Annotated in this window: 25 protein-coding genes; 14 read left to right on the forward strand and 11 right to left on the reverse strand. The window is 46.7% G+C overall.

The genetic code is table 11. The features are described 5' to 3' along the window. Nucleotides 1–53 precede the first annotated feature (53 nt). On the reverse strand, nt 54–701 hold the full coding sequence (locus tag C7R93_RS11480; protein WP_106838924.1) for a response regulator: 648 nt from the start codon (nt 699–701) through the stop codon (nt 54–56). After that, entirely contained in the window at nt 698–1,504 is an 807-nt protein-coding gene (locus C7R93_RS11485) for a sensor histidine kinase (protein ID WP_106838925.1), read from the reverse strand. The genes C7R93_RS11480 and C7R93_RS11485 overlap by 4 nt, the downstream gene beginning before the upstream one ends. Before the next feature lie 109 nt (nt 1,505–1,613). Between C7R93_RS11485 and thiD the strand changes: the two genes are divergently transcribed. Next, on the forward strand, nt 1,614–2,408 hold the full coding sequence (thiD, locus tag C7R93_RS11490; protein ID WP_106838926.1) for a bifunctional hydroxymethylpyrimidine kinase/phosphomethylpyrimidine kinase: 795 nt from the start codon (nt 1,614–1,616) through the stop codon (nt 2,406–2,408). Nucleotides 2,409–2,469: 61 nt separating this feature from the next. Here thiD and C7R93_RS11495 read toward each other — a convergent pair whose 3' ends face one another. After that, nucleotides 2,470–3,768, reverse strand: a complete 1,299-nt coding sequence (locus C7R93_RS11495) for a DUF4179 domain-containing protein (RefSeq protein ID WP_244191511.1) — start codon at nt 3,766–3,768, stop codon at nt 2,470–2,472. Between the two features lie 41 nt (nt 3,769–3,809). Continuing rightward, the gene (locus C7R93_RS11500) at nt 3,810–4,334 is read right to left on the reverse strand and encodes a sigma-70 family RNA polymerase sigma factor (RefSeq protein ID WP_106838928.1); all 525 of its coding nucleotides are present in this window, start codon (nt 4,332–4,334) and stop codon (nt 3,810–3,812) included. 129 nt (nt 4,335–4,463) lie between these two features. On the opposite strand from C7R93_RS11500, the gene C7R93_RS11505 reads away from it, so the two are divergent. From C7R93_RS11505 to C7R93_RS11520, 4 genes are all read left to right on the forward strand, one after another. After that, nucleotides 4,464–4,691, forward strand: a complete 228-nt coding sequence (locus tag C7R93_RS11505) for a hypothetical protein (protein ID WP_106838929.1) — start codon at nt 4,464–4,466, stop codon at nt 4,689–4,691. A gap of 74 nt (nt 4,692–4,765) precedes the next feature. Further along, entirely contained in the window at nt 4,766–5,839 is a 1,074-nt protein-coding gene (gene splB / locus C7R93_RS11510; protein ID WP_106838930.1) for a spore photoproduct lyase, read from the forward strand. A gap of 155 nt (nt 5,840–5,994) precedes the next feature. Further along, nucleotides 5,995–6,636: a deoxynucleoside kinase gene (locus C7R93_RS11515; protein ID WP_106838978.1), complete on the forward strand. Its 642-nt coding sequence runs from the start codon at nt 5,995–5,997 to the stop codon at nt 6,634–6,636. A gap of 42 nt (nt 6,637–6,678) precedes the next feature. After that, nucleotides 6,679–7,371, forward strand: coding sequence for a deoxynucleoside kinase (locus C7R93_RS11520; RefSeq protein WP_106838931.1), 693 nt, complete (start codon nt 6,679–6,681; stop codon nt 7,369–7,371). Nucleotides 7,372–7,440: 69 nt separating this feature from the next. Here the strand turns inward: C7R93_RS11520 and C7R93_RS11525 are convergent, their stop codons facing one another. Together C7R93_RS11525 and C7R93_RS11530 are read right to left on the reverse strand one after the other, a co-directional pair. Then, nucleotides 7,441–8,031 (reverse strand): TetR/AcrR family transcriptional regulator, encoded by a 591-nt coding sequence (locus C7R93_RS11525; protein WP_106838932.1) that lies wholly within the window; start codon nt 8,029–8,031, stop codon nt 7,441–7,443. Nucleotides 8,032–8,064: 33 nt separating this feature from the next. Then, entirely contained in the window at nt 8,065–8,490 is a 426-nt protein-coding gene (locus C7R93_RS11530; protein ID WP_106838933.1) for a VOC family protein, read from the reverse strand. Between the two features lie 170 nt (nt 8,491–8,660). On the opposite strand from C7R93_RS11530, the gene C7R93_RS11535 reads away from it, so the two are divergent. The 7 genes from C7R93_RS11535 to C7R93_RS11565 all read left to right on the forward strand — a co-directional run bounded on the left by C7R93_RS11535 (nt 8,661) and on the right by C7R93_RS11565 (nt 12,827). Continuing rightward, the gene (locus C7R93_RS11535; protein ID WP_106838934.1) at nt 8,661–9,398 is read left to right on the forward strand and encodes a class I SAM-dependent methyltransferase; all 738 of its coding nucleotides are present in this window, start codon (nt 8,661–8,663) and stop codon (nt 9,396–9,398) included. Nucleotides 9,399–9,473: 75 nt separating this feature from the next. Then, nucleotides 9,474–9,758, forward strand: coding sequence for a 4a-hydroxytetrahydrobiopterin dehydratase (locus C7R93_RS11540; RefSeq protein ID WP_007724250.1), 285 nt, complete (start codon nt 9,474–9,476; stop codon nt 9,756–9,758). Nucleotides 9,759–9,870: 112 nt separating this feature from the next. Then, nucleotides 9,871–10,191 carry a hypothetical protein gene (locus C7R93_RS11545; protein WP_106838935.1) on the forward strand — a complete coding sequence of 107 codons (321 nt, stop codon included), beginning with the start codon at nt 9,871–9,873 and terminating at the stop codon, nt 10,189–10,191. Further along, the gene (locus C7R93_RS11550) at nt 10,188–10,952 is read left to right on the forward strand and encodes a DUF3109 family protein (RefSeq protein ID WP_106838936.1); all 765 of its coding nucleotides are present in this window, start codon (nt 10,188–10,190) and stop codon (nt 10,950–10,952) included. The genes C7R93_RS11545 and C7R93_RS11550 overlap by 4 nt, the downstream gene beginning before the upstream one ends. Before the next feature lie 56 nt (nt 10,953–11,008). Then, nucleotides 11,009–11,518, forward strand: a complete 510-nt coding sequence (locus C7R93_RS11555; RefSeq protein ID WP_106838937.1) for an acyl-CoA thioesterase — start codon at nt 11,009–11,011, stop codon at nt 11,516–11,518. 77 nt (nt 11,519–11,595) lie between these two features. Next, nucleotides 11,596–12,516, forward strand: a complete 921-nt coding sequence (locus C7R93_RS11560; protein ID WP_106838938.1) for an aldo/keto reductase — start codon at nt 11,596–11,598, stop codon at nt 12,514–12,516. 14 nt (nt 12,517–12,530) lie between these two features. After that, a complete protein-coding gene (locus C7R93_RS11565) occupies nt 12,531–12,827 on the forward strand; it encodes an RNA polymerase alpha subunit C-terminal domain-containing protein (protein WP_106838939.1) in 297 nt (98 codons plus the stop codon). A 55-nt stretch (nt 12,828–12,882) separates the two neighbouring features. Here C7R93_RS11565 and C7R93_RS11570 read toward each other — a convergent pair whose 3' ends face one another. The 4 genes from C7R93_RS11570 to C7R93_RS11585 form a co-directional block, all read right to left on the reverse strand. Continuing rightward, on the reverse strand, nt 12,883–13,326 hold the full coding sequence (locus tag C7R93_RS11570) for a thiol-disulfide oxidoreductase DCC family protein (RefSeq protein WP_106838940.1): 444 nt from the start codon (nt 13,324–13,326) through the stop codon (nt 12,883–12,885). A gap of 79 nt (nt 13,327–13,405) precedes the next feature. After that, nucleotides 13,406–14,920, reverse strand: coding sequence for a histidine ammonia-lyase (gene hutH / locus C7R93_RS11575; protein ID WP_106838941.1), 1,515 nt, complete (start codon nt 14,918–14,920; stop codon nt 13,406–13,408). 334 nt (nt 14,921–15,254) lie between these two features. After that, nucleotides 15,255–15,440, reverse strand: a complete 186-nt coding sequence (locus tag C7R93_RS11580) for a hypothetical protein (protein ID WP_106838942.1) — start codon at nt 15,438–15,440, stop codon at nt 15,255–15,257. Nucleotides 15,441–15,446: 6 nt separating this feature from the next. Then, nucleotides 15,447–15,905: a hypothetical protein gene (locus C7R93_RS11585; protein WP_244191513.1), complete on the reverse strand. Its 459-nt coding sequence runs from the start codon at nt 15,903–15,905 to the stop codon at nt 15,447–15,449. Between the two features lie 80 nt (nt 15,906–15,985). Between C7R93_RS11585 and C7R93_RS11590 the strand changes: the two genes are divergently transcribed. Then, entirely contained in the window at nt 15,986–16,396 is a 411-nt protein-coding gene (locus C7R93_RS11590; RefSeq protein ID WP_244191514.1) for a hypothetical protein, read from the forward strand. On the opposite strand, the gene uvsE is transcribed toward C7R93_RS11590, so the two are convergent. Beyond that, nucleotides 16,355–17,281 (reverse strand): UV DNA damage repair endonuclease UvsE, encoded by a 927-nt coding sequence (uvsE, locus tag C7R93_RS11595; protein ID WP_106838944.1) that lies wholly within the window; start codon nt 17,279–17,281, stop codon nt 16,355–16,357. The genes C7R93_RS11590 and uvsE overlap by 42 nt on opposite strands. 190 nt (nt 17,282–17,471) lie before the next feature. Between uvsE and C7R93_RS11600 the strand changes: the two genes are divergently transcribed. Beyond that, complete coding sequence (locus C7R93_RS11600) at nt 17,472–19,889, forward strand: EAL domain-containing protein (protein ID WP_106838945.1); 2,418 nt, start codon at nt 17,472–17,474, stop codon at nt 19,887–19,889. Nucleotides 19,890–20,027 lie beyond the last annotated feature (138 nt).

Below are 20,027 nucleotides of genomic sequence, written 5' to 3' on the forward strand. Positions count from 1 at the left end.
ACGTATCTTTCTAAGGATGACAGTTGATCGAGAGGAAAGCAATGTTTTTTGTTTTATTTTATGACCAAATGATGGCGAACCGCATAAGCAGCGAGCTGGACGCGATTAGCCAATTGCAGCTTTTCGAGAATGTTTTTTAGGTGGTTTTTCACAGTGTTTTCTGCGATGATCAGCGCCTCGCTTATTTCCCGGTTCGTTTTTCCGGCTCCCACATACATGACAATCTCTCGCTCTCGCGGGGTCAGAACAGCTGGTACCATTTCATCCGTCGCTTCTTCTTGACGGAAGCGGTACATGAGCCGGTTTGCCATTTCGCGTGTCAACTCACTGTCCTCTCCGAGCAAGGCGTGCAAGTAGTTAATCCAGTCGTCAGGCTCTAAATTTTTCAGCAAGTATCCTTGGGCGCCGAACTGAATAGCCGTGATTAGGTCAGCAACGTCATCAGAGACGCTGAGAATGACAACCTTGATATGCGGGTATGCTTTTTTGACCTCGCGGGTCGCTTCGAGTCCGCTCCATTTCGGCATGTTGATGTCCATGAGCACAAGGTCCGGCTGTATTTGTCCGCATAAGAGAAAAGCTTCCTCGCCATTTTGTGCTTCACCGATGACTTCAAAAGAGGGATCGGGATCAAGCAGGCTGCGAATGGCCATACGAGCCATCGGGTGGTCGTCGGCGATCAATACACGGTAAGCGTTCATAGTGTTTTTCCTCCTGATTGAGAAGATAAGCGGATGATCGTACCGCCTGCCGGTCGTAACTGAATGTCGATGGCTGCGTTCAACTGGCGTGCTCGCTCGCGCATCATGGACAAACCGTATTTTTTCGTATCTGGAGAAGGGTTGGAAATCCCAATGCCATCGTCCTCAACGGCGATAACCCAACCTGTTGTTTCATCCGTCGTGAGATGAATCCACGAATGCTTGGCCTGAGAATGCTTGCGAATGTTTGCAAATGCTTCCTGAATAATCCCGAACAGTTGGACTTCTGCTGTAGGAGTAAAAAAGCCGTCTTTGACATGCAATTCGCTGATAACATCGATTCCAGATAAAGCACTCCATTGGGCAAGCCATTTTTCAAGGCGTTGATCCAGACTGCCTTCTTCAGGCAATGAGCGCAAATTAAAGATGGCTTGGCGTACATGATTGTCGATGGCAGAAACAGCGACCCGTGCATCGTCCAAGTGTCCTTGCTTCAGCTTTACGTTGAGGAAGAACAGAGACTGCGCAATCCCGTCGTGTAATTCGCGGGCAAGGCGTTCACGTTCTTCATAAACAGCACGACGAGCTTGTTCCTCGACAATTCGTGCATTCATTTGTTTAAGTGTGTGAAACATCCAAGTGGCGAATAAAAAAGAGAGAAAGAGCGTCAAGAGGGTAATGTACACATTTCCGGCTTCCATAGACATATAGGGCAGCAGAAAGTCGTGACGAATAAATTCAAAACCCCCGATGATGATGGTTGGAATCAAAAAGGTCAACCAATAAAAGATTCGATAAGACATGCATATGCCTCCTTGCATGACAGCTGGCAAACATTCCTTTAGTATACCGAATGGAACGGGCGGATGGTATACTCAGGTGAGAAAAGGTGGGAAAGCAGGAGGGAATGTCATGAGCACGATTGCGAAAGCATTGACGATAGCGGGTTCGGATAGCGGTGGGGGAGCTGGGATCCAGGCAGACCTGAAAACCTTTCATCAGCTCGGTGTGTATGGAATGAGTGCGATCACAGCTATCACCGCACAAAATACATTAGGCGTAGCAGGCGTTTATCCGTTGCCGACAGAGGCGGTTGCACAGCAAATGCATGAGGTGCTGCGTGATCTTGGCGCTGACGCGGCGAAAACGGGAATGCTGTTTAACGCTGATATCATTCGTGCTGTTTCGGAAGAGGTCAAAGCATTTGGCCTGAAAAAGCTGGTGGTAGACCCGGTGATGATTGCCAAGGGAGGGTCAAAACTACTTCTGGATGAGGCGATCGTTGCATTGAAAAAAGAATTGCTGCCTTTGGCGGAAGTCGTCACACCTAACTTGCCGGAAGCAGAATGCTTGACTGGCATGAGAATCGAGACGACAGACGAGATGCGCGAAGGAGCAAAAGCGATACATGCATTAGGCGCCCGCAATGTCCTGATGAAGGGTGGGCATATGCAAGGGGATGTTGTCGTGGATATTTTGTTCGATGGCACTGCCTTTCATGAGATTTCCCATGAGCGCATCCATACACGCCATACACATGGCACAGGCTGCACATTCTCAGCGGCTCTTACGGCAGAGCTGGCGAAAAGCACACCACTCATCGCTGCTGTTGAAAAAGCAAACCGTTTTATTTTCGAAGCCATTAAGACAGCTCCGCAATTAGGTGGTGGGCATGGACCGACCAATCACTGGGCGGTTGTCGACTAGTCTATACGTAAAAAAATGCCCCACAATGATGCTGTTCAAGCAATCACTGATGGGGCATTTCTTATTTAATTTCGACAGAGAATGTACCTTGAAGTCGTTCAGGAAAGTTCGACAAAGTAAAAGAATAGTGAGTAGGCATGCCTTTGTTTGTCTTTCGTTTGTACAGTATGGAATAGTTTTGAATCGATTCATCTGAAGAGGCAGAAGAACTGGTGCCTTGCACGTATTCATATTCATTTCCCAAATCGTCGGTAAAGTTATTCCCAAGGAAGATATGCGAATGGTAATCTTGTGGCGGCACCTTCAAAGAAAAATCCATGCCAACAACATCGTCGACTTGCCGCAGAGCTGTTAATTTCATACGATCATTGGGGACTTTTGTTAATGTTCCTGTCTGCGCATCGATCACGATCTGTAGTTGATCTTTATCCAGAGCACGAATGCCATTGGCTTTGAGGTAGAGCTTCTCGGGCTCCACAAAATAAATGCTCTCCAAATGGTATACCTTCCCGTTTTCTCCGTTGTCACGAACTGGAACGCCATTCCCCCAAAAAGCGAAAGTTTGCCCTTTTTCATCCACGAGTCTTAGCTTATCAAAATCAAACACGTGTTTTTTATTGGCCGGATCAAACCGAATACTTACTTCTGATTGTGTAGGGAAAACCGCGATTTGTTCAATCGTAAAACGCTGTCCGTCAACCGTGACCTCCTTCATCACTGGGTACTCTTTTGTCTGTAGCGTCTTATACTTGCTTTTGTCGATCGTAAAGTCAATCATCACAGGAGTTACTTGTTTGATGTTATCGATTTCCAGTGTGACTTTTGCGGTTAGTGCATCAGGTATTTCAGTCGCTTCGTTGATAATGATATCAAGACGGTTTTGGGTCGTAGCGTCTTCAGTGCCCATCCTTGACCAGGAAACACCATACTCCCACTCTTTCCCTGATTGATCAAACAACTCGATTCTGTCCAATGCTACTTCTTTATCGTTGCCATTATTCTTCAAGGTATAAAAGAGGAGCATCCGTTTTTCATCTGCCAATGCCTGATCGATTGTGAAAGTCACACCCTCAAGTGAGCCACTGGCATCAATATTTTGGACGAGATTGTTTTCCGCGGCCAATCGTAAGCCTTTGTCATCATGAAGGAACTCCACGATCCGCTCCATCCCGGGAATCGTACTGACATAAGCAGCAATCGCGGGAGAAAGACGAATGGAAAAAATAAAAACAAGAACAAACGAGCAGGCAACCAGACCCGAACTAATGCGAATCCAACGCTGGCGGGTCTGTTTTTTTCTCAGCTCTTTTGCTTGATCCATCCCGTTTCGAATGTACTGATCGATCTCAGGAGGAGCCATGAATGGACTCCGATTATTTTTCTCATTATCATGCATGGAACTCACCAGCCTTTCCCGAGGTCTTTTCGAAGTGCACCCAAAGCCTTATGCAGCCAGGTTTTGATGGTACCTTCCGGTTGACCGAGTACCTGTGCAATATCGCGTATGGTCCGATCTTCGAAATATTTCAAAATAATAATGCGGCGATAATGCGGGCTCAGGCGAGCGAGAGCCTCTTCGATTTGGATACGTTCAATGTTTTGCTCGTCCATATGAGTACTCACACGTTCGACAGCGTCTTCCACCATGGGATCCAAAACGAGCCGTTTCCGACGTTTTTGTTCATCCAGACAAATATGAATAAGGATTCGCGTCAGCCATGTTCGAAAATACGCAGGCTGTTTCAACCGTGCCAGCTTGAGATAGGAACGGCACGTCGTTTCCTGAATAGCTTCTAATGCATCTGTCTCATTACGGAGAAAGGCGTAGGCGATTTTATACAGTTGTTCTTTATGGAGGCTGACGAGTTGAAAAAAGGCATCATCATCCCCATTTTTTGCGTGCGAAACGAGCTGTTCAAGATTCACTTTTTCCCCCTCCTATACCATTAGACGGTGCAGATGCCAAAACGGTTTTACTAAAATGTCAGCAACTCTCTTTTGTCTTGAACCAATCGCCCGTCCACTGCTTACTGTAAAAGAAAGAAGTGTGTAGGGGTGGGGTGCAGGTGGATGTGGATCAAATGGGTTACGGTTCATGAATCGTATGGCCTCCCGCGGATTGTTCAGGAATATCGGAGTTATTTAGAAATGAAAGGAATTTCTGTCAGGCTTTTGTTCAGACAGACCAAAAAAGCAGGGCATGTGTATACACTGCAAGTACCGCTAGCTCATGAGGAGCAAGCAAAGGCGCTGCTACGGGATTTTCAGAACACCTTGAAATAACGGTCACAGCCATACTTCCCCTAACGTTTGGCCGAATGGCTCGGGCATACTAGCTGAAAGGGGGATTGATGGCGATGGGAACGACCCTTTTGGAGAGACCTGAAAAAACGGAGCAGAAAGGCAGCAAGCTGTTTGTTCCGGATTATATTTTCGTCGAGCCAAATGCACTGAATTATCCACTCGGTCAAGAGTTGTATCGTCGTTTTCAAACGAAAGGGATTCCGATGCAGATGACGACCAGTCATAATCAGGTACGCGGCATCCCCGGGGACACAGAAGTGGAGAAATATCGCAATGCGAAGCGGACGCTGGTCATCGGTGTACGCAAGACGTTGAAGTTCGAGACCTCCAAGCCTTCCGCAGAATATGCCATTCCACTGGCTACAGGATGTGCTGCCCACTGTCACTATTGCTATTTGAACACCAATATCGGGACCAAGCCTTATGTTCGTGTGTACGTCAATACGGATGAGATTCTTGCGCAGGCCGAAAAATATATTCTAGAACGCCCGGGTGAAATCACTCGTTTTGAGGCAGCCTGTACTTCCGATCCGGTTAGCATTGAGCATATTTCGGGCAATCTGAAACGGGCGATTGAGTTTATGGGTCAGCAGCAGTTTGGGAGGTTGCGCTTTGTGACCAAGTTTCACCACGTGGATTCCTTGCTGGATGCCAAACACAACAAGCATACCCGATTTCGCTTCAGTATGAATGCTGACTATGTCATCAGAAATTTCGAGCCAGGAACTTCCAGCTTTCATCAGCGACTGGAGGCAGCAGGGAAGGTTGCCAAAGCCGGTTATCCGCTCGGCTTTATTTTAGCGCCTTTATATTGGTTTGACGGATGGGAAGCGGGGTATACCGATTTGCTGGAAAGGCTGCGTTCGCAGTTGGTTCCCGAAGCGATGGAGGATTTGACGTTTGAGCTGATCCAGCACCGTTTTACCAAGATCGCCAAAAGCTTGATTCTCCAGCGCTATCCGAAAACGAAGCTTGCGATGAAAGAAGAAGAGCGCAAGTACAAATGGGGGAAATACGGGAAAGGGAAGTATGTCTATCCTGACATCCAAGCCAAGGCTTTGCAGGCCCATTTGGAAAGTGAAATTGCCCGACTGTTTCCGCAGGCACGCGTTGAATATTTTACCTAAGAATCGAACTGCTCTTGATGAAGAGCAGTTTTTCTTTTGGAAAGAAGAGGTGCCATATGATACCAACCGACACAATGCGAATGTTTTCGACAAACGCTTACACACATGCTACAATATGGAGTGCTCTCATTTTCTTGAAAGGAATCGAAGCATACATGAAGTCCATATTGATTACCGTTGAGGGACCTATTGGTATTGGGAAAACCTCTTTATCGCGGGAACTAAGTCGTGCATGCAACTTGCAGCTACTGGAAGAAATCGTCAACGAAAACCCATTCCTAGGTAAATTTTATGAAAATATTGCCGAATGGAGCTTTCAGCTCGAAATGTTTTTCCTCTGCAATCGTTACAAGCAGTTGCAAGATATTCATTCACAGTTCCTGAATCAAGGTATTTCCGTTGTTTCTGATTACAATATTTTCAAAAATACGATTTTTGCCAAACGGACGTTACAAGGAGATAACCTGCCAAAGTACCTCAAAATTTATGATATCCTGACAGAGGATTTGCCTCAGGCACATTTGGTGATCTACATGACAGCTTCGATTGAGACCGTGATGAAGCGGATTGCGATGCGAGATCGTGAAATGGAGCGCAGCATGGATATTACCTATATGGAGAACCTGATTGCTGACTACAACGAGTTTATGGAAGCGTTTGAAAAGCATCATCCGGATACGCCTGTCATCAAATTTAATTGTGACGATTTAGATTTTGTACATAGACCAGAAGACTTGAAATATGTACTGGATCGAATTGCGCCACGGATTCAAGAGTTGATGGGCCAAGAAGTATAGGGAACGAAGGAAAAGTAAGCATGGGGATAAGGAGTTGCGTACATGTCGAGGTTTCAGAACAGCACGCTTCGTGAAAAATACGGGATACCGAGCAACGCAGTGATTACGATCGGGGGAACAGTAGGGGTAGGAAAATCCACCTTTACACACGCCTTGGCAGATCAGCTCGGATTTCGTGTGTCCGTAGAGAAGGTTGACAATAACCCCTATTTGGGACGTTACTATAACGATTTATCACGTTGGGGCTTTCATTTGCAAATTTTCTTCTTGGCAGAACGCTTTAAGGAACAAAAACGGATGTTTGATTATGGTGGCGGTTTTGTCCAAGATCGCTCAATTTATGAGGATACCGGGATTTTTGCCCGCATGCTGTACGAGCAAGGCAACATGACAGAAGAAGATTACCGCACTTATACAGAACTTTTTGAAGCGATGGTCATGACGCCTTACTTCCCGCACCCGGATATTTTGATCTATTTGGAGGGAAGCTTCGATGATATTGTTGGCCGCGTAAAAGAACGGGGCCGTCCGATGGAGCAACAAACTCCGGTGGATTACTGGCAGGACTTGTTTGGCCGCTATGACAGCTGGATTGCCTCCTTTACTTCTTGTCCGATTTTGCGGGTCAATATCAACGAATATGATGTTGTAGAGGACCCATCCTCGGTGGAGAGCATTATTGCTCGGGCAGCTGAAAAAATTCGGATTGGACGAGCTACCCGATTTTCATCCTAGTATTGCTTCACAATAACAGAGCACCCCTGCATTTTGCCGACAAGAGGCGGAAGCAGGGGTGCTTTGCTTTTATTTTGCGCGAAATCCTTCCAAGAGAAGGGTTATCGCTGTTGAAATTTCCTTAAGGGACTTCTCATGATCAGGCGTCTCCGAAATCCAGAGCACGGCTTCGTTCATCGCACCAGACAGCAAATGCGTCAGAGCGTCGATGGAAACGGGACGTAGGTATCCTTGCTCCTGCATCGTTAGAAGCTGCTCCCTGAGATGGCGCATGGAGTTTTCCTCGTCCATCCGGCGCCACGTTTCCCACCCAATGACAGAAGGGCCATCGATAAGCAGAATCCGCTTGTTGTGATGTTCGACGGCCGAGGAGACAAAGGCCAAGCAGCCCAAGATCAATTGTTGCCAAGGATCCTCACTTTTCGCAGCTTCAGCTTCTACGCGATCTCCGATTTCTTTTTGGACAGAAGCCAATACTGCCTGAAATAATCCTTCTTTGCTGCCAAAATGATGGTACAGTGCGCCCCGGGTCACCCCTGCTTGCTTAACGATGTCTTCCATGGCGGCATCCGCATAGCCTTGCTTGGAGAACATCTCTCTTGCCACTTCGATCAGCTTTTGCATCGTCTGCTGTTTTTGCTCTGCTTTGGACATCTTCATGCTGTACGATCTCCTTACTTATTTTATGTCAGATTAGACAGAGTCAACATAGCTGTCAGCAAATGCTTCAGAAGGCGGGATTACTTTTATAATATCGAGCAAAATGCCATTTGGATCGGATGTAATAAAATGCCGCTGACCGAAATCCTCGTCTCTAATGTCGAGATGGAGTGGAAGACCTGCTTTCACAATGAGTCTCTCATACTCAGCGTCAACATCATCGACTTCGAAATTAAGGATAAGACCACCATCTGCTGGCTTTCGGAATCCTTGTGGAATCGTGGTATGAGAGGGATCTAAGATGGCTAGCTCAAATGCCGGAGTGCTGCTCTGATTTTGCAGGCTCACATACCAGTCTGCTTCAAAAACAAACTCAAATCCGAAGTGTTCACGATAAAACTTCGAGCTAGCCTCAACCTGTTCTGTCAAGATGACAGGATAAAAGCTGTTGACCTTCATTACAAATCTCTCCTTCACGATTGAATGAGGTAAATTTAACATACATACAGAATGTATGTAAAGTGATTCTTTTTAATAAAGCCATCCTACACTTTGCCGCACGCAAATCGGCTACGGATAAACCCCGCTGTGGTATAATAAGAACATCTTGGAATTAAAGGGGCTCAGACATGGCAGAAGAATGGTTTGAACGCAGCTTTCGCGAAGATTACGTGCTTGTGTATCGTCATAGGGACGATTCGGCAGCAGATGGAGAGATCGCTAATCTGTTGGAAAGATTGCCGGTAAAGGACACAGGACGCGTACTTGATCTTTGCTGCGGGAGCGGGCGTCATTCGCGTGCGCTGGCTCGCCGGGGGTATGAAGTAGTTGGTGTGGATTTGTCGCCTGTTCTCTTACAGTTGGCCGAGGAACAAAACACCTATCCACAGCTAAGTTTTGCCCGTTGTGACATGCGCGACATTCCGTTTCTCGAAGAATTTGATATCGTGGTGAATTTGTTTACCAGCTTTGGGTATTTCTCCACAGATGAAGAAAATGCGAACGTTATTCGTAACATGGCGAAAGCGCTCAAAACAAACGGTGAAGTGGTTATCGATTTCTTAAATGCAGCGTACGTTATGGATAATCTCGTGCCGCACTCTACGAAGGAAGTCAGTGGAATGGTGATTCAGGAAGAACGCTGGATCCAGGATGGATTTGTCAAAAAGCGGATACTGATTTCTGACGAGTCGTCGAATGAACCGCGTGAGTATATGGAGCAGGTTCGCTTGTTTTCAGTTGAGCAAATGATAGCGATGCTTACAGAGGCTGGATTTGAACAAATTCAAGTATTTGGAAATTATCAGTTTGAGGAATATGTCGCGCAAGAATCACCTCGAATGATTTTTTATGCAGTGAAGCAATAGGGTGCGGATAACCTGTACGTCTCGTGAATATGATGGTGTAACAACCATTCATCGGGTAAAGGGGGCATTGCTAAAATGAGCAAGCTGTCTTTGGAACAGGTCAAATTGTATTTGAGTAAGGTACCAGGCTGGAAGCTAGTAGAAGACCGAATGGCACTATCACGTACGTACCACTGTCGTGACTTTTCCACTGCGATTAGCTTCGTAAACCGTGTGGCAGAGATGCTTGAGCATGACAATCAGCACGTGGAAATTCATCTGGCAGGTGGAACGGTCACCTTTACGTTAGCAACCCGCGAGGCAAAAGGTTTAACCGGCAAAGATTTTGCGTTAGCTCAGACGATTAGCAAAGTAAGCTAACAGGCAGAAGAGAAATAGCCGCTTCCCTCAGGCGAAGCGGTATTTCTTTTTGGCTTTTTAAGAGCTACTTTGTTATGATGGGCTGTATGAACCAATTCGGAGGGATTACAAGATGGACATTCAGCAACACGAGCAATTGATTCAACTGTTGGCAGCGTATAAAAATCAAAAGGTTTCCGTGACTTTTACCCAATGGGATACAGAGAGTGAAGAAGAGGAAGAGGTTACACAGTTTCAAGCTCAGCTCCTTGAAATCAAGCTGACAGACAATGAATTTGAAGAAAAAGATCTCCTGCTCGTGTTTACGGCAGAAGACGGCGAAGAAATGGAAATCCTGATGGAGATTCCGGGTGATGAAGTGGATTTGGCTAGCTATGAGGAAGGCCATTTGCGTATTTTTGGAACAGAAGCGGAGATTGTTTTGCAAAAATGAAAACGAAGCGAGCTTTTCGTTATGTAGGTACGCCTGATCCCATGTCTGATAAAGAGGTGTACCACTGCGAAAAATATATAAAGAAAAACAAGCATTCCTTGGTGAGAGCGGGACAATATTTGGTTGATGTACCAGCACTCAATGCCTTGTTTCACTTGGACTGTTGGAATTGTGGGGCAGTTCATCGCGAGACCTGCTGCGAGGGTGGACAACCTTACGCCGTAGAAGAATGGCAGATTCCGATCATGGAGGGGGAGATCCCCTCTATCTCTGCTGGACTCCTGGAAGAGTCTGAACGCAATCATTGGCTTCTTCATGGGGTTTGGGATCGTAATGAGACTCCAGGAACCATTCGCATGCGGCATGGCAATTGTCTTTTTTATCAAGAAAACAATGGGCGTTATGGCTGTGCGATCCATGCTTATGCCGAGCAGGCGGGGCGTGAAGTTGAGCCTCTCAAGCCATTTAGCTGTCAACTGTATCCGATCGATTTGATTGATACAGGGGAGGGGATTCTGTTAACGGCGGTTACCAAAGAAACATCCTCCTTTTCCAGATGGGGTACAGATTATTTGGAGCAGTTTTACTGTGCCAGTCTAGAGCGTCGAAAGCTTGCCACGCATATAGATGACAAGCTGTTTGCTTTAGACGGCTATCGCCCAGCCTATGAGTGGAATCTTCCTTTGTTACGTTACATTTTGCAAGAAGAGGCAGATAGAATGGAAGGCATACTGAAGAGTAGCTACCAATTGGAACGTTGAATGCCTTGTGATATGATGATGTATGCATCAAGTAGATTGATAAAGGAGCAACAGCGATGAACGTCAAGACAACTCAAGAATCTCGTACAATTCAGGCATCACTGGTTCAGCCATCTGATACGAATTACCATGGGACTATTTTTGGTGGTACGATGATGGCTTATATAGATGAGGTAGCTGCAATCGCTGCGATGCGGCATTCGCGTCGCCCTGTTGTGACAGCATCGATTGACTCGATTGATTTTCTTGCTCCCGTCAAAATGGGACATTCGATCTGCCTAGAAGCGTTTGTTTCGTCAACAGGCAGAACGTCCATGGAGGTTTTCGTAAAAGTCATCTCGGAAAATCTCCAGACCGGCAAGCGCATTTTGACCGCGACATCTTTTCTTACCTTTGTTGCGCTGGATGAGGAAGGGAATCCGACTGAGGTACCAGCTATTGCCCCAGAGACAGAGGAAGAAGAGAGATTGATGGCAACTGCGAATGAGCGCAAGAAAATGCGCAAGGAACGAAAAGGGAATCTGCAAGAGTTTGTGAGCCTATTGAACATCGAGAAAAGCATATAATTTTTTTTAGTCTTCACCCTGAGCGAACATTCGTTCAGGGAATTCTTGTTTTATTCATGATGAGGAGGAATCGGGCAATGAAGTACCGCAGATTAGGAAAAACCGATCTGAACGTATCCGTAATCGGTGTAGGTACCTGGCAATTTGGTGGGGAGTGGGGAATGGATTTCTCCCAAGAGGCGGTTGACCAGATTCTCGACAAAGCAAAAGATCTCGGCATCAACTTGATTGATACAGCGGAATGCTACGGAGATCATCTGTCCGAACAGCTTATCGGAGGATATTTGAAAAAAAACCGCCGGGAAGACTGGATCGTGGCGACGAAATTCGGGCATCATTTTCATGACAAATTTTCTCGAACTAATCATTATGGAGCAAGTGAAGTTCAGCAGCAATTGGAAAAATCACTGCACGCCTTGCAGACCGACTATATAGATTTGTATCAATTCCACTCTGGACCAGACGAGGCTTTTGACAATGATGACTTGTGGACGTACCTCGAAAAACAGGTGCAGGCAGGAACGATCCGTCATCTGGGCCTCTCGATTGCCAAAAATGACAACATGCATCAAACAACTGCCGCTACTTCGGTGAATGCAAAGGCAATCCAAGTGGTGTACAATCGTCTGGATCAAAAGCCGGAAGAAGGTGTTTTTACTTCCTGCCAGCAGCAAGACCTGGGTGTGTTAGCTCGTGTTCCATTGGCGAGTGGTTATTTGAGCGGAAAGTATAAGCCGGGTTCTGTATTCGGTGGAAACGATGTGCGGCATCGACACGATCAGGAGCATGTCAACAAGCTGTTGCTCCAAGTAGAAGAAATCAAGAAAAATGAAGTCCCAGCAAGAATGGATATGGCGCAATGGGCATTGGCGTGGTGCCTCAAGCATCCGGCTGTCACGACGGTGATCCCCGGTAGTAAGAGCCCAGCACAAGTAGAGGCAAATGCCAAAGCGGCTGACTATGTGAGCGATGAGCATCCTCAAGCGACGTCGAAATAAAAAGGATGCACGTTATGACAACTTCCAAAAAAACGGTAAGAACTTGTGCGAATGGTCATCAATACATGAAAAGCAGTGATTGTCCGACTTGTCCAATCTGTGAGCAAGAACGCAAACCGGACACAGGATTTCTTTCTCTGCTCTCGGCACCAGCACGAAGGGCACTGGAACACAATGGAATCACTTCTTTAGAACAGCTCGCAAGCTACAGCGAAAAAGAGATCCTGAAATTTCATGGGATGGGGCCAGCATCTTTGCCGAAACTTCGGACTGCATTGAAGGAAAAGGGATTGTCATTCAAGAACGGATGATTACGCACAGCAAAAAAAAGGAGGAGCCGCGACATGATAGCGGCTTCTCCTTTTTCTATTCATCCAAAAAGCGGGATCTGATCTGCGGAGTAGGGAGCATGCATTGTTCTGCTTTGCCCATCCACCGATAGCGATTTCTCGCCACCCAATCATAAATCGGATCGCGGACAGGTCTAGGGATGAGCCGAGCTACGCTAGACAACAGAGGCCATCCACCTTGAAGCTTGCGGCCGACGTGCAAGATCGCATCAGATTTTGTATATAGCTGTCCGTTAGCGATAAAAACCACGGATGACATGTCTTTTTCCTGATAGTCGAAATGAGACAAAATTTCCTGTGCTCTCTGCGACTGCAAGGAAGCAAAATGAATGTGCCCATGCGGATCACGCTTCAAAATAAACTGCACAGCACCGTGGCACAGATGACAAACCCCATCAAAAAGCAACAGGTACTCAGGATGGTCCAGTTCTCTGCCTGCTTTCATGAGACAGCCCTCCATACTTCAAGTGGTTTGGTCTAGATGCTTATCCTTAACTCCATCATAGCAGAGAAAGAGAATGGTTCCTATACGCGAACGATCATTCCGTCACAAATGCGAGTGTCCCTTGCTGGATCAGCTCTTCTGCCTTCACGAGATCAGGATGCATTTCGCGGTCTTCATGCAGGCGGGGAATCACCCGGCGCAATTGCTCATAGGCTCTCGCTGTACCTGTCCCGAGATCTCCCGAACCAAATTCGATAGCTTGTGCTGCGGCCAAATATTCAATGGCAAGCACCTTGGTGACATTCGATACAATCGTGCGAAGCTTGCGAGCAGAAGTCGTTCCCATGCTGACATGGTCCTCCTGATTGGCAGATGACGGAATCGAATCGACCGATGCTGGATGGCAGAGCACTTTGTTTTCAGAAACAATGGAAGCGGCTACATATTGCGTAATCATAAATCCAGAATGGAGTCCGCCATTTTCGGTTAAGAATCCGGGAAGACCACTTAACTGTGGATTGACGAGACGCTCTGTGCGTCTTTCGGAAATGTTTGCCAGCTCTGCTATCGCAATTGCCAAGAAATCAGCTGCGAATGCCATCGGTTGACCATGGAAATTTCCCCCGGAGATGACGTCGCCTGTTTCTGTAAAAAGGATAGGGTTATCGGTGACGCTATTGCATTCACGAGTAACTGTGGTCCATACATACTCCAGCGTATCACGAGTTGCACCGTGCACTTGTGGGAGGCAACGAAGGCTGTATGGATCTTGTACACGTAGCTCACCCTGCCCAGTCGTTCGTTTGCTGCCGGATAAATGCTGGAGCAAGCGCTTCGCTGATTCCTGCTGTCCTGGATGCGGGCGGACGAGATGGAGTTGGGGATCAAAAGCTTTTGGAATGCCACGTAGTGCTTCAATCGTCATCGCTGCAATCAATTCGGCGCTTTCTAACAGGATTCGCGAATCATACAAGGCGAGGCAAAGCTGGGCAGTCATCGCTTGTGTGCCGTTAATCAGAGCCAGACCTTCTTTTGCCTCTAGTCGAATAGGGGACAGGCCCACTTCGCTCAGTGCTTCTTTGCCAGTTAGCCGCTTGCCATTGACGAGCGCTTCACCTTTGCCGAGCATGACCAGTACCATATGAGCGAGAGGGGCTAGGTCGCCGCTTGCACCAAGGGAACCTTGTTGAGGAATAATGGGATGAACCCCACGATTGCATAGTTCTACAAGCTGAAGCAATGTTTCTTCCCGAATACCCGAATATCCCTTTGCCAGCGCATTGATGCGCAAGGCCATCATCGCACGGACAACTTCAACAGCATAAGGGTCCCCCATCCCGCACGCATGACTCATAATCAAATTTTCTTGAAGCTTGCTTACGTCCTCATCGTGGATCATGACATCGGAGAATTTTCCGAAGCCAGTGGTGATTCCGTATACAACCTCCTGCTGCGATACCATTCTCTCCACCATGGCACGTGAAACACGAACACGATTCAGTGCATCCTCGGTCAATTGAATGTGAGTGGCACTTCTTGCAATGGAAACAACATCTTCGATATGCAGTTGGTCCCCATCTACTTTTACAGCGTTTGCTTGCTGATTCATCTGTAATTTCCTCCTTTAGCAGAGCAGAGAACGAAAAGAGCGAGGGTTTAGGATATCAAATCCTAAACCCTCGCTCGAGAGTGTGTATGTGATTGGATGAAAACGTGTAAGCCTGCATTTGTGGCGGCATACGTTCTTCCTCACTTTCGTCCATGTGCAACTGTCTGATTATTTTATTTATTGCTACCATTGTATCAAATGTCTACGTGCAGTCAAGATGATCTTGTCACGGCGGCTTCCCTAGAGAGTAAAAAACGGGCTTAGTCCATTTTTTTAAACTGGGCGAGAGTCGTCTCTCGAGTTGGATAAATGTCATACCATGTACTGTGTTATTTCATCCGAAAGGACGTGTAGATTCCGTGGAAAAGCGACGTAAGATGCCGCCTATGCCTACCGCACTCCCAAGGCGTCCTAAAGAAATGCCGAAACCGCCTTCTTCAGCGATGCCATTACCTTCTCCATCGATGCCTTCACCTGCGAAGCCTTCTCCTGAAAAGCCAAGGTGGGAAAGTCCGATCAATCCGAATCACTCCATTCCTGCGCGCCCGATGCCGCAAAAACCGATCATGCCTGCTCCGAATCTGGCTAACCCGAACGTGCCAAACGTGATGCCGCCTAATCGGATGCCAGCGAATCCAATGCCACCAAATCTCAAACCGTCCAATCCAATGCCAATGCCAATGCCGCCGAACCGGATGCCAGCAAATCCAATGCCGAACACTTCACCGAATGTCAGACCAAATGAGAGCCCGAACTTGAGACCAAATGTAAGACCCAATGTCAGACCAAACGTGCGCCCGAATGAGAGTCCAAACATGAAACCGAATGTCAGACCGAACGTAAGGCCAAACGAAAGTCCAAACATGATGCCAAATGTTGGACCGAATGTAAGGCCAAACGAAAGTCCAAACATGAGGCCAAATGTTAGACCGAATGTAAGGCCGAATGTCAGACCGAATGTGCGGCCAAATGAAAGTCCAAACATGATGCCAAATCTGAGGCCAAATATCCGACCGAATATCAGACCAAATATCCGGCCAAATGTCAGGCCGAATATGAGACCGAATGAGAACATTGGAAGGGATCTGGAGCTGTACCTATTTAAATTCCAGTTCCATATGGACCGGATGCAGTATTTCCGCCACAAATGCGATGAACATCGTGAAAATCGCCGCAAATACATGGAATACCGCAGACATTACAAGCATCATGAGCGGAGAATGCATCATTATCATGACCGTTGCCAATTATGGAATGACGGTAGCAGTTCCTTTGGTCGAGGCTCATCATCTTCGGGTGGCAGTAGCTCCTCCTCCGGATACAGTTGCAGACATAGACGGGGTTATAGACGAGGGCGTGGGTGTGACTGCGGATGTTCATTTTGACGCGCACGAGGAAGGACGCCAGCTAATTAAGCGGCGTCCTTTTCCATACTCAATTCGCAAATGCTTCAACAGCGACTCCTTTTTTCTTTAACTCGCGTCTTAAAGTCAGTAGGGCATCATCTTTGTTTTTGCATTCTAATATGATGTCCACGTTGTAATCCGCAAGAGCACTGACAAATGTAAGGAACGTCTCTGGGTCAATATTGTCCGCATGAGCGCGAAAGTCATTTGCTGACTTAGGCGAGGACATATGCATCTTTGGTGTGCGCTCTCCCCAGGTTTGAATAATCCGTGGAAGGTATTCCGTCCAATCTTCGCCGTCAGAATGGCAGTTGTGGTGGTGAATATCAAGCACCATCGGCACACCGATTCGTTCGCACAGCTCCAACACCTCTCGCATGGTAAAAGACATGTCATCGTTTTCTATGACTAAACGACGTTTGACGTTTTCAGGAAGCTGTTCGAAGTTGGATGCAAAACGATCGAGGGAAGTGGCTTTGTCTTCGTATACACCTCCAACATGCGTAACCAGGACGGAATTGTCGTCGAGCCCCAGTAAATCAAACACTTTTGCATGGTAGGAAAAATCGGCGATCGTCGATTCCAGGACAGAAGGCTTGTCACTGTTCAAAATACTGTAATGTCCAGGATGAGCTGTCAAACGAATGCCATGATTGCGGATATAATCCCCTGCCTTCTGAAAGTCCCATGCGAATTCTTTTGCCCAATCCCATTCAGATGCTACTGGATGAGTAGCCAGCGGAACAAATTCGGAAGGAAGTCGATACAAAAAGATGTTGTTTTCAACATTATAAGCAAGCAAATCCATTAAATTGAAAAAGTTTACCTGCATAACTTGACGCAGTTTTTTTAACCGGGCTTGTGGGTCTAATTTATTTACTTGAGCAACCGTCGTTTTTTTGTTTGGATTGTTTTTCGTCTTTACACTGATGCAGGCATAGCCCATACGGATCAAGGAAATCTCCCTCCTTTGCAGCAGCATTCCTTTGTAGTATCTCCAAAACGGGAACGTCGTCGGCTTCTTGTCAGGGAATTATAAAACGGATAAGATGGGAGAATGTCACAGGCACGCCTACAATTTTTCCGTGAAAGCGTGGTCGTTCCTCGTGAGTAGACTTCGGTAGAGGTTTTTTAAGGAGAATGTAATGAATAGTCTTGACCAATCCTATAGTATGACTCTGGTTTTTCTCTCCTATTTTATTTCAGCAATGGCGTCATACACAGCATTAGATCTAGGCGCACGTCTCCATTATGCAAAAGGCAGGGGACGTGTGTTTTGGTTATGTGCTGGAGCCGTCTCCATGGGGCTGGGTATTTGGGCCATGCATTTTGTTGCCATGCTTGCCTTGCATCTGCCGATTGCTGTCCAGTATGATAATCTGATTGTATTTTTTTCCATTGTTTTGGCCGTTTTATCATCAGCGCTTACATTATGGATCGTGAGCGAGCAGTCCATGTCCAAAACGAGGGTAGTAATCGGATCGGTTGTCATTGGGTCTGGTATCGCCGGAATGCATTATACAGGGATGGCAGCGATGATGATGAACGCCATTATTATGTACAATTGGCTATGGTTTACCGTATCCATTTTCGTTGCGATCCTGGTTTCGATGGTTGCGTTGATTCTTACGTTTCAACTGCGTACGGTGGACCCTGTAAAAGGTCTCTGGCGAAAAATTTTTGCAGGGGTGTTGATGGGGGCAGCCATTACTGGAATGCATTACACCGGCATGTACGCCACCACATTCGTCGCTCACGAACATATGACAATCACCGTGATCCCACACGATGATTCGGGGCTGATCGCTACTATGATTGGCATTGTCATCGTGTTGATTCTACTCGTGACCTTGGCTTCTGTATACGTGGACAAGCAATTCGCAGGGAAGACCTTGCGCGTGCTTGAAAGTGATGAACGCTATAAATCGCTATTTGAGCACAATTACGACGGGGTGATCTTTTACTCCATCGATGGTAGCCAAAGCGTCATGAATCCTGCGGCGATGCGATTGACAAAGGAGCAGAGCTTGCCACTAGAAAAATTAATGACGATGTGTGCTTCTACAGATGTCGAGCTCATATCGACACATTTTACAAATGCGGTAAAAGGTGAAGCGCGCAACTACGAGATTACCTTGACCACGTGCGAGGGTCGTCAGCTACATCTGAATATGACCCATACACCGGTATTTGTCGATCAGCAGATTACGGGTGTGTTTATGATTGTAAGAGATATTACTAATAAGAAAGAATACGAGGCAAAAATCAATTATCTCGCTTTTCACGATTCGTTGACTGGTTTGCCGAATCGCCGTTTTGTCGAACAGCAACTGGATCAGGTGATCATGAAGGCACAAAAAACGGACCAGCAAGTATACGTGTTGTTTCTTGATCTCGACCATTTCAAGCTGGTAAATGATTCCTTGGGGCATGATTTTGGTGACCTGTTACTTCAGGAAGCCTCCTTGCGTTTGCAGGATTGTGTGGGTGAAAAAGGAACGGTGAGCAGGCTCGGCGGAGACGAATTCATGGTGATTCTTACGGATGTCTCAGAAACAGAAGTATCATCCATGGCGATTGAAATCAACCAAAGGATTGAACAGGCATTTTTTATCCATGGGCACGAGCTGTACATAACAACGAGTATCGGGATTTCTCAATATCCAGAGGATGGGCAAGAAAGAAGTGTCTTGATGCGAAATGCAGATGCGGCGATGTATGCAGCCAAAGACAAAGGGAAAAACAGTTTCCACCTGTATGTACCGAATCTGGAGCAAGCCGTTAATGACAAAATGACTATTCAAAATGAATTGAATCGCGCTTTGGTCAGGCAAGAATTTTTATTGCACTACCAGCCACAGGTAAGTGCCAAATCAGGCGCAATCGTTGGCGTAGAAGCGTTGATTCGTTGGGATCATCCTCAACGAGGACTACTTTTGCCAGACCAATTCATCTCAGTAGCAGAAGAGACCGGACTGATCGTACCGATTGGTGAGTGGGTGCTGCGAACGGCTTGCAAGCAAAACAAGCAGTGGCAAGAACAGGGACTCATGCCGCTTCGGGTAGCCGTTAATCTTTCTGCACGGCAATTTCTCAAACAAGATTTTACCCAGATGGTCGCTGAGATCTTGGAACAGACAGGATTAGCACCGGAGTACTTGGAGCTGGAAATCACAGAAAGCAGCATGATCGACGTCCAACGCGCCACACAGGCACTTAAGGAACTGAAGCAATTAGGGGTGCACGTTGCGATTGATGATTTTGGAACGGGCTACAGTTCTCTCTACTATTTGAAAGAATTTCCGTTGAATCGTTTGAAAATAGATCGCTCGTTTGTGCGCGATATGCTCGATCAGCCTTCCAATCAGGCAATCGTGTCGACGATTATTTCCATGGCCCATCATTTGCAATTGCATGTAATTGCGGAAGGGGTAGAGACAAAAGAGGAGCTTGCGTTTTTGCAGGAGCATCTGTGTGAAGAAGTTCAAGGCTATTTATTCAGCAGACCGTTGCCGAGTGAAGACGTAGCGTTTTATTTGCAAGCCCAAAAAGGTGCTAGTTAAGCAAGAGGAGCAGCTCTCATGAGTTGCTCTTTTGTTTTGCATCTGCCGGCCAAATGAGGTGGTATAGCTATCAAATTGGCACGTAAAATTTACTATTCCTGCTGCCTTGTCATGGAATATCGGGCAAACGAAAGCGTC

It is taken from the genome of Brevibacillus fortis, assembly GCF_003013395.1.
Taxonomy (GTDB): Bacteria; Bacillota; Bacilli; order Brevibacillales; family Brevibacillaceae; genus Brevibacillus; species Brevibacillus fortis.

Bases quoted from the DNA above. Each gene is read 5' to 3' on its own strand.
- C7R93_RS11480 (WP_106838924.1), bottom strand. From the start codon at position 701: ATGAACGCTTACCGTGTATTGATCGCCGACGACCACCCGATGGCTCGT.
- C7R93_RS11485 (WP_106838925.1), bottom strand. From the start codon at position 1,504: ATGTCTTATCGAATCTTTTATTGGTTGACCTTTTTGATTCCAACCATC.
- thiD (WP_106838926.1), top strand. From the start codon at position 1,614: ATGAGCACGATTGCGAAAGCATTGACGATAGCGGGTTCGGATAGCGGT.
- C7R93_RS11495 (WP_244191511.1), bottom strand. From the start codon at position 3,768: ATGGCTCCTCCTGAGATCGATCAGTACATTCGAAACGGGATGGATCAA.
- splB (WP_106838930.1), top strand. From the start codon at position 4,766: ATGGGAACGACCCTTTTGGAGAGACCTGAAAAAACGGAGCAGAAAGGC.
- C7R93_RS11515 (WP_106838978.1), top strand. From the start codon at position 5,995: ATGAAGTCCATATTGATTACCGTTGAGGGACCTATTGGTATTGGGAAA.
- C7R93_RS11520 (WP_106838931.1), top strand. From the start codon at position 6,679: ATGTCGAGGTTTCAGAACAGCACGCTTCGTGAAAAATACGGGATACCG.
- C7R93_RS11525 (WP_106838932.1), bottom strand. From the start codon at position 8,031: ATGAAGATGTCCAAAGCAGAGCAAAAACAGCAGACGATGCAAAAGCTG.
- C7R93_RS11530 (WP_106838933.1), bottom strand. From the start codon at position 8,490: ATGAAGGTCAACAGCTTTTATCCTGTCATCTTGACAGAACAGGTTGAG.
- C7R93_RS11535 (WP_106838934.1), top strand. From the start codon at position 8,661: ATGGCAGAAGAATGGTTTGAACGCAGCTTTCGCGAAGATTACGTGCTT.
- C7R93_RS11540 (WP_007724250.1), top strand. From the start codon at position 9,474: ATGAGCAAGCTGTCTTTGGAACAGGTCAAATTGTATTTGAGTAAGGTA.
- C7R93_RS11545 (WP_106838935.1), top strand. From the start codon at position 9,871: ATGGACATTCAGCAACACGAGCAATTGATTCAACTGTTGGCAGCGTAT.
- C7R93_RS11550 (WP_106838936.1), top strand. From the start codon at position 10,188: ATGAAAACGAAGCGAGCTTTTCGTTATGTAGGTACGCCTGATCCCATG.
- C7R93_RS11555 (WP_106838937.1), top strand. From the start codon at position 11,009: ATGAACGTCAAGACAACTCAAGAATCTCGTACAATTCAGGCATCACTG.
- C7R93_RS11560 (WP_106838938.1), top strand. From the start codon at position 11,596: ATGAAGTACCGCAGATTAGGAAAAACCGATCTGAACGTATCCGTAATC.
- C7R93_RS11565 (WP_106838939.1), top strand. From the start codon at position 12,531: ATGACAACTTCCAAAAAAACGGTAAGAACTTGTGCGAATGGTCATCAA.
- C7R93_RS11570 (WP_106838940.1), bottom strand. From the start codon at position 13,326: ATGGAGGGCTGTCTCATGAAAGCAGGCAGAGAACTGGACCATCCTGAG.
- hutH (WP_106838941.1), bottom strand. From the start codon at position 14,920: ATGAATCAGCAAGCAAACGCTGTAAAAGTAGATGGGGACCAACTGCAT.
- C7R93_RS11585 (WP_244191513.1), bottom strand. From the start codon at position 15,905: ATGTTTGGACTTTCATTTGGCCGCACATTCGGTCTGACATTCGGCCTT.
- C7R93_RS11590 (WP_244191514.1), top strand. From the start codon at position 15,986: ATGAGAACATTGGAAGGGATCTGGAGCTGTACCTATTTAAATTCCAGT.
- C7R93_RS11600 (WP_106838945.1), top strand. From the start codon at position 17,472: ATGAATAGTCTTGACCAATCCTATAGTATGACTCTGGTTTTTCTCTCC.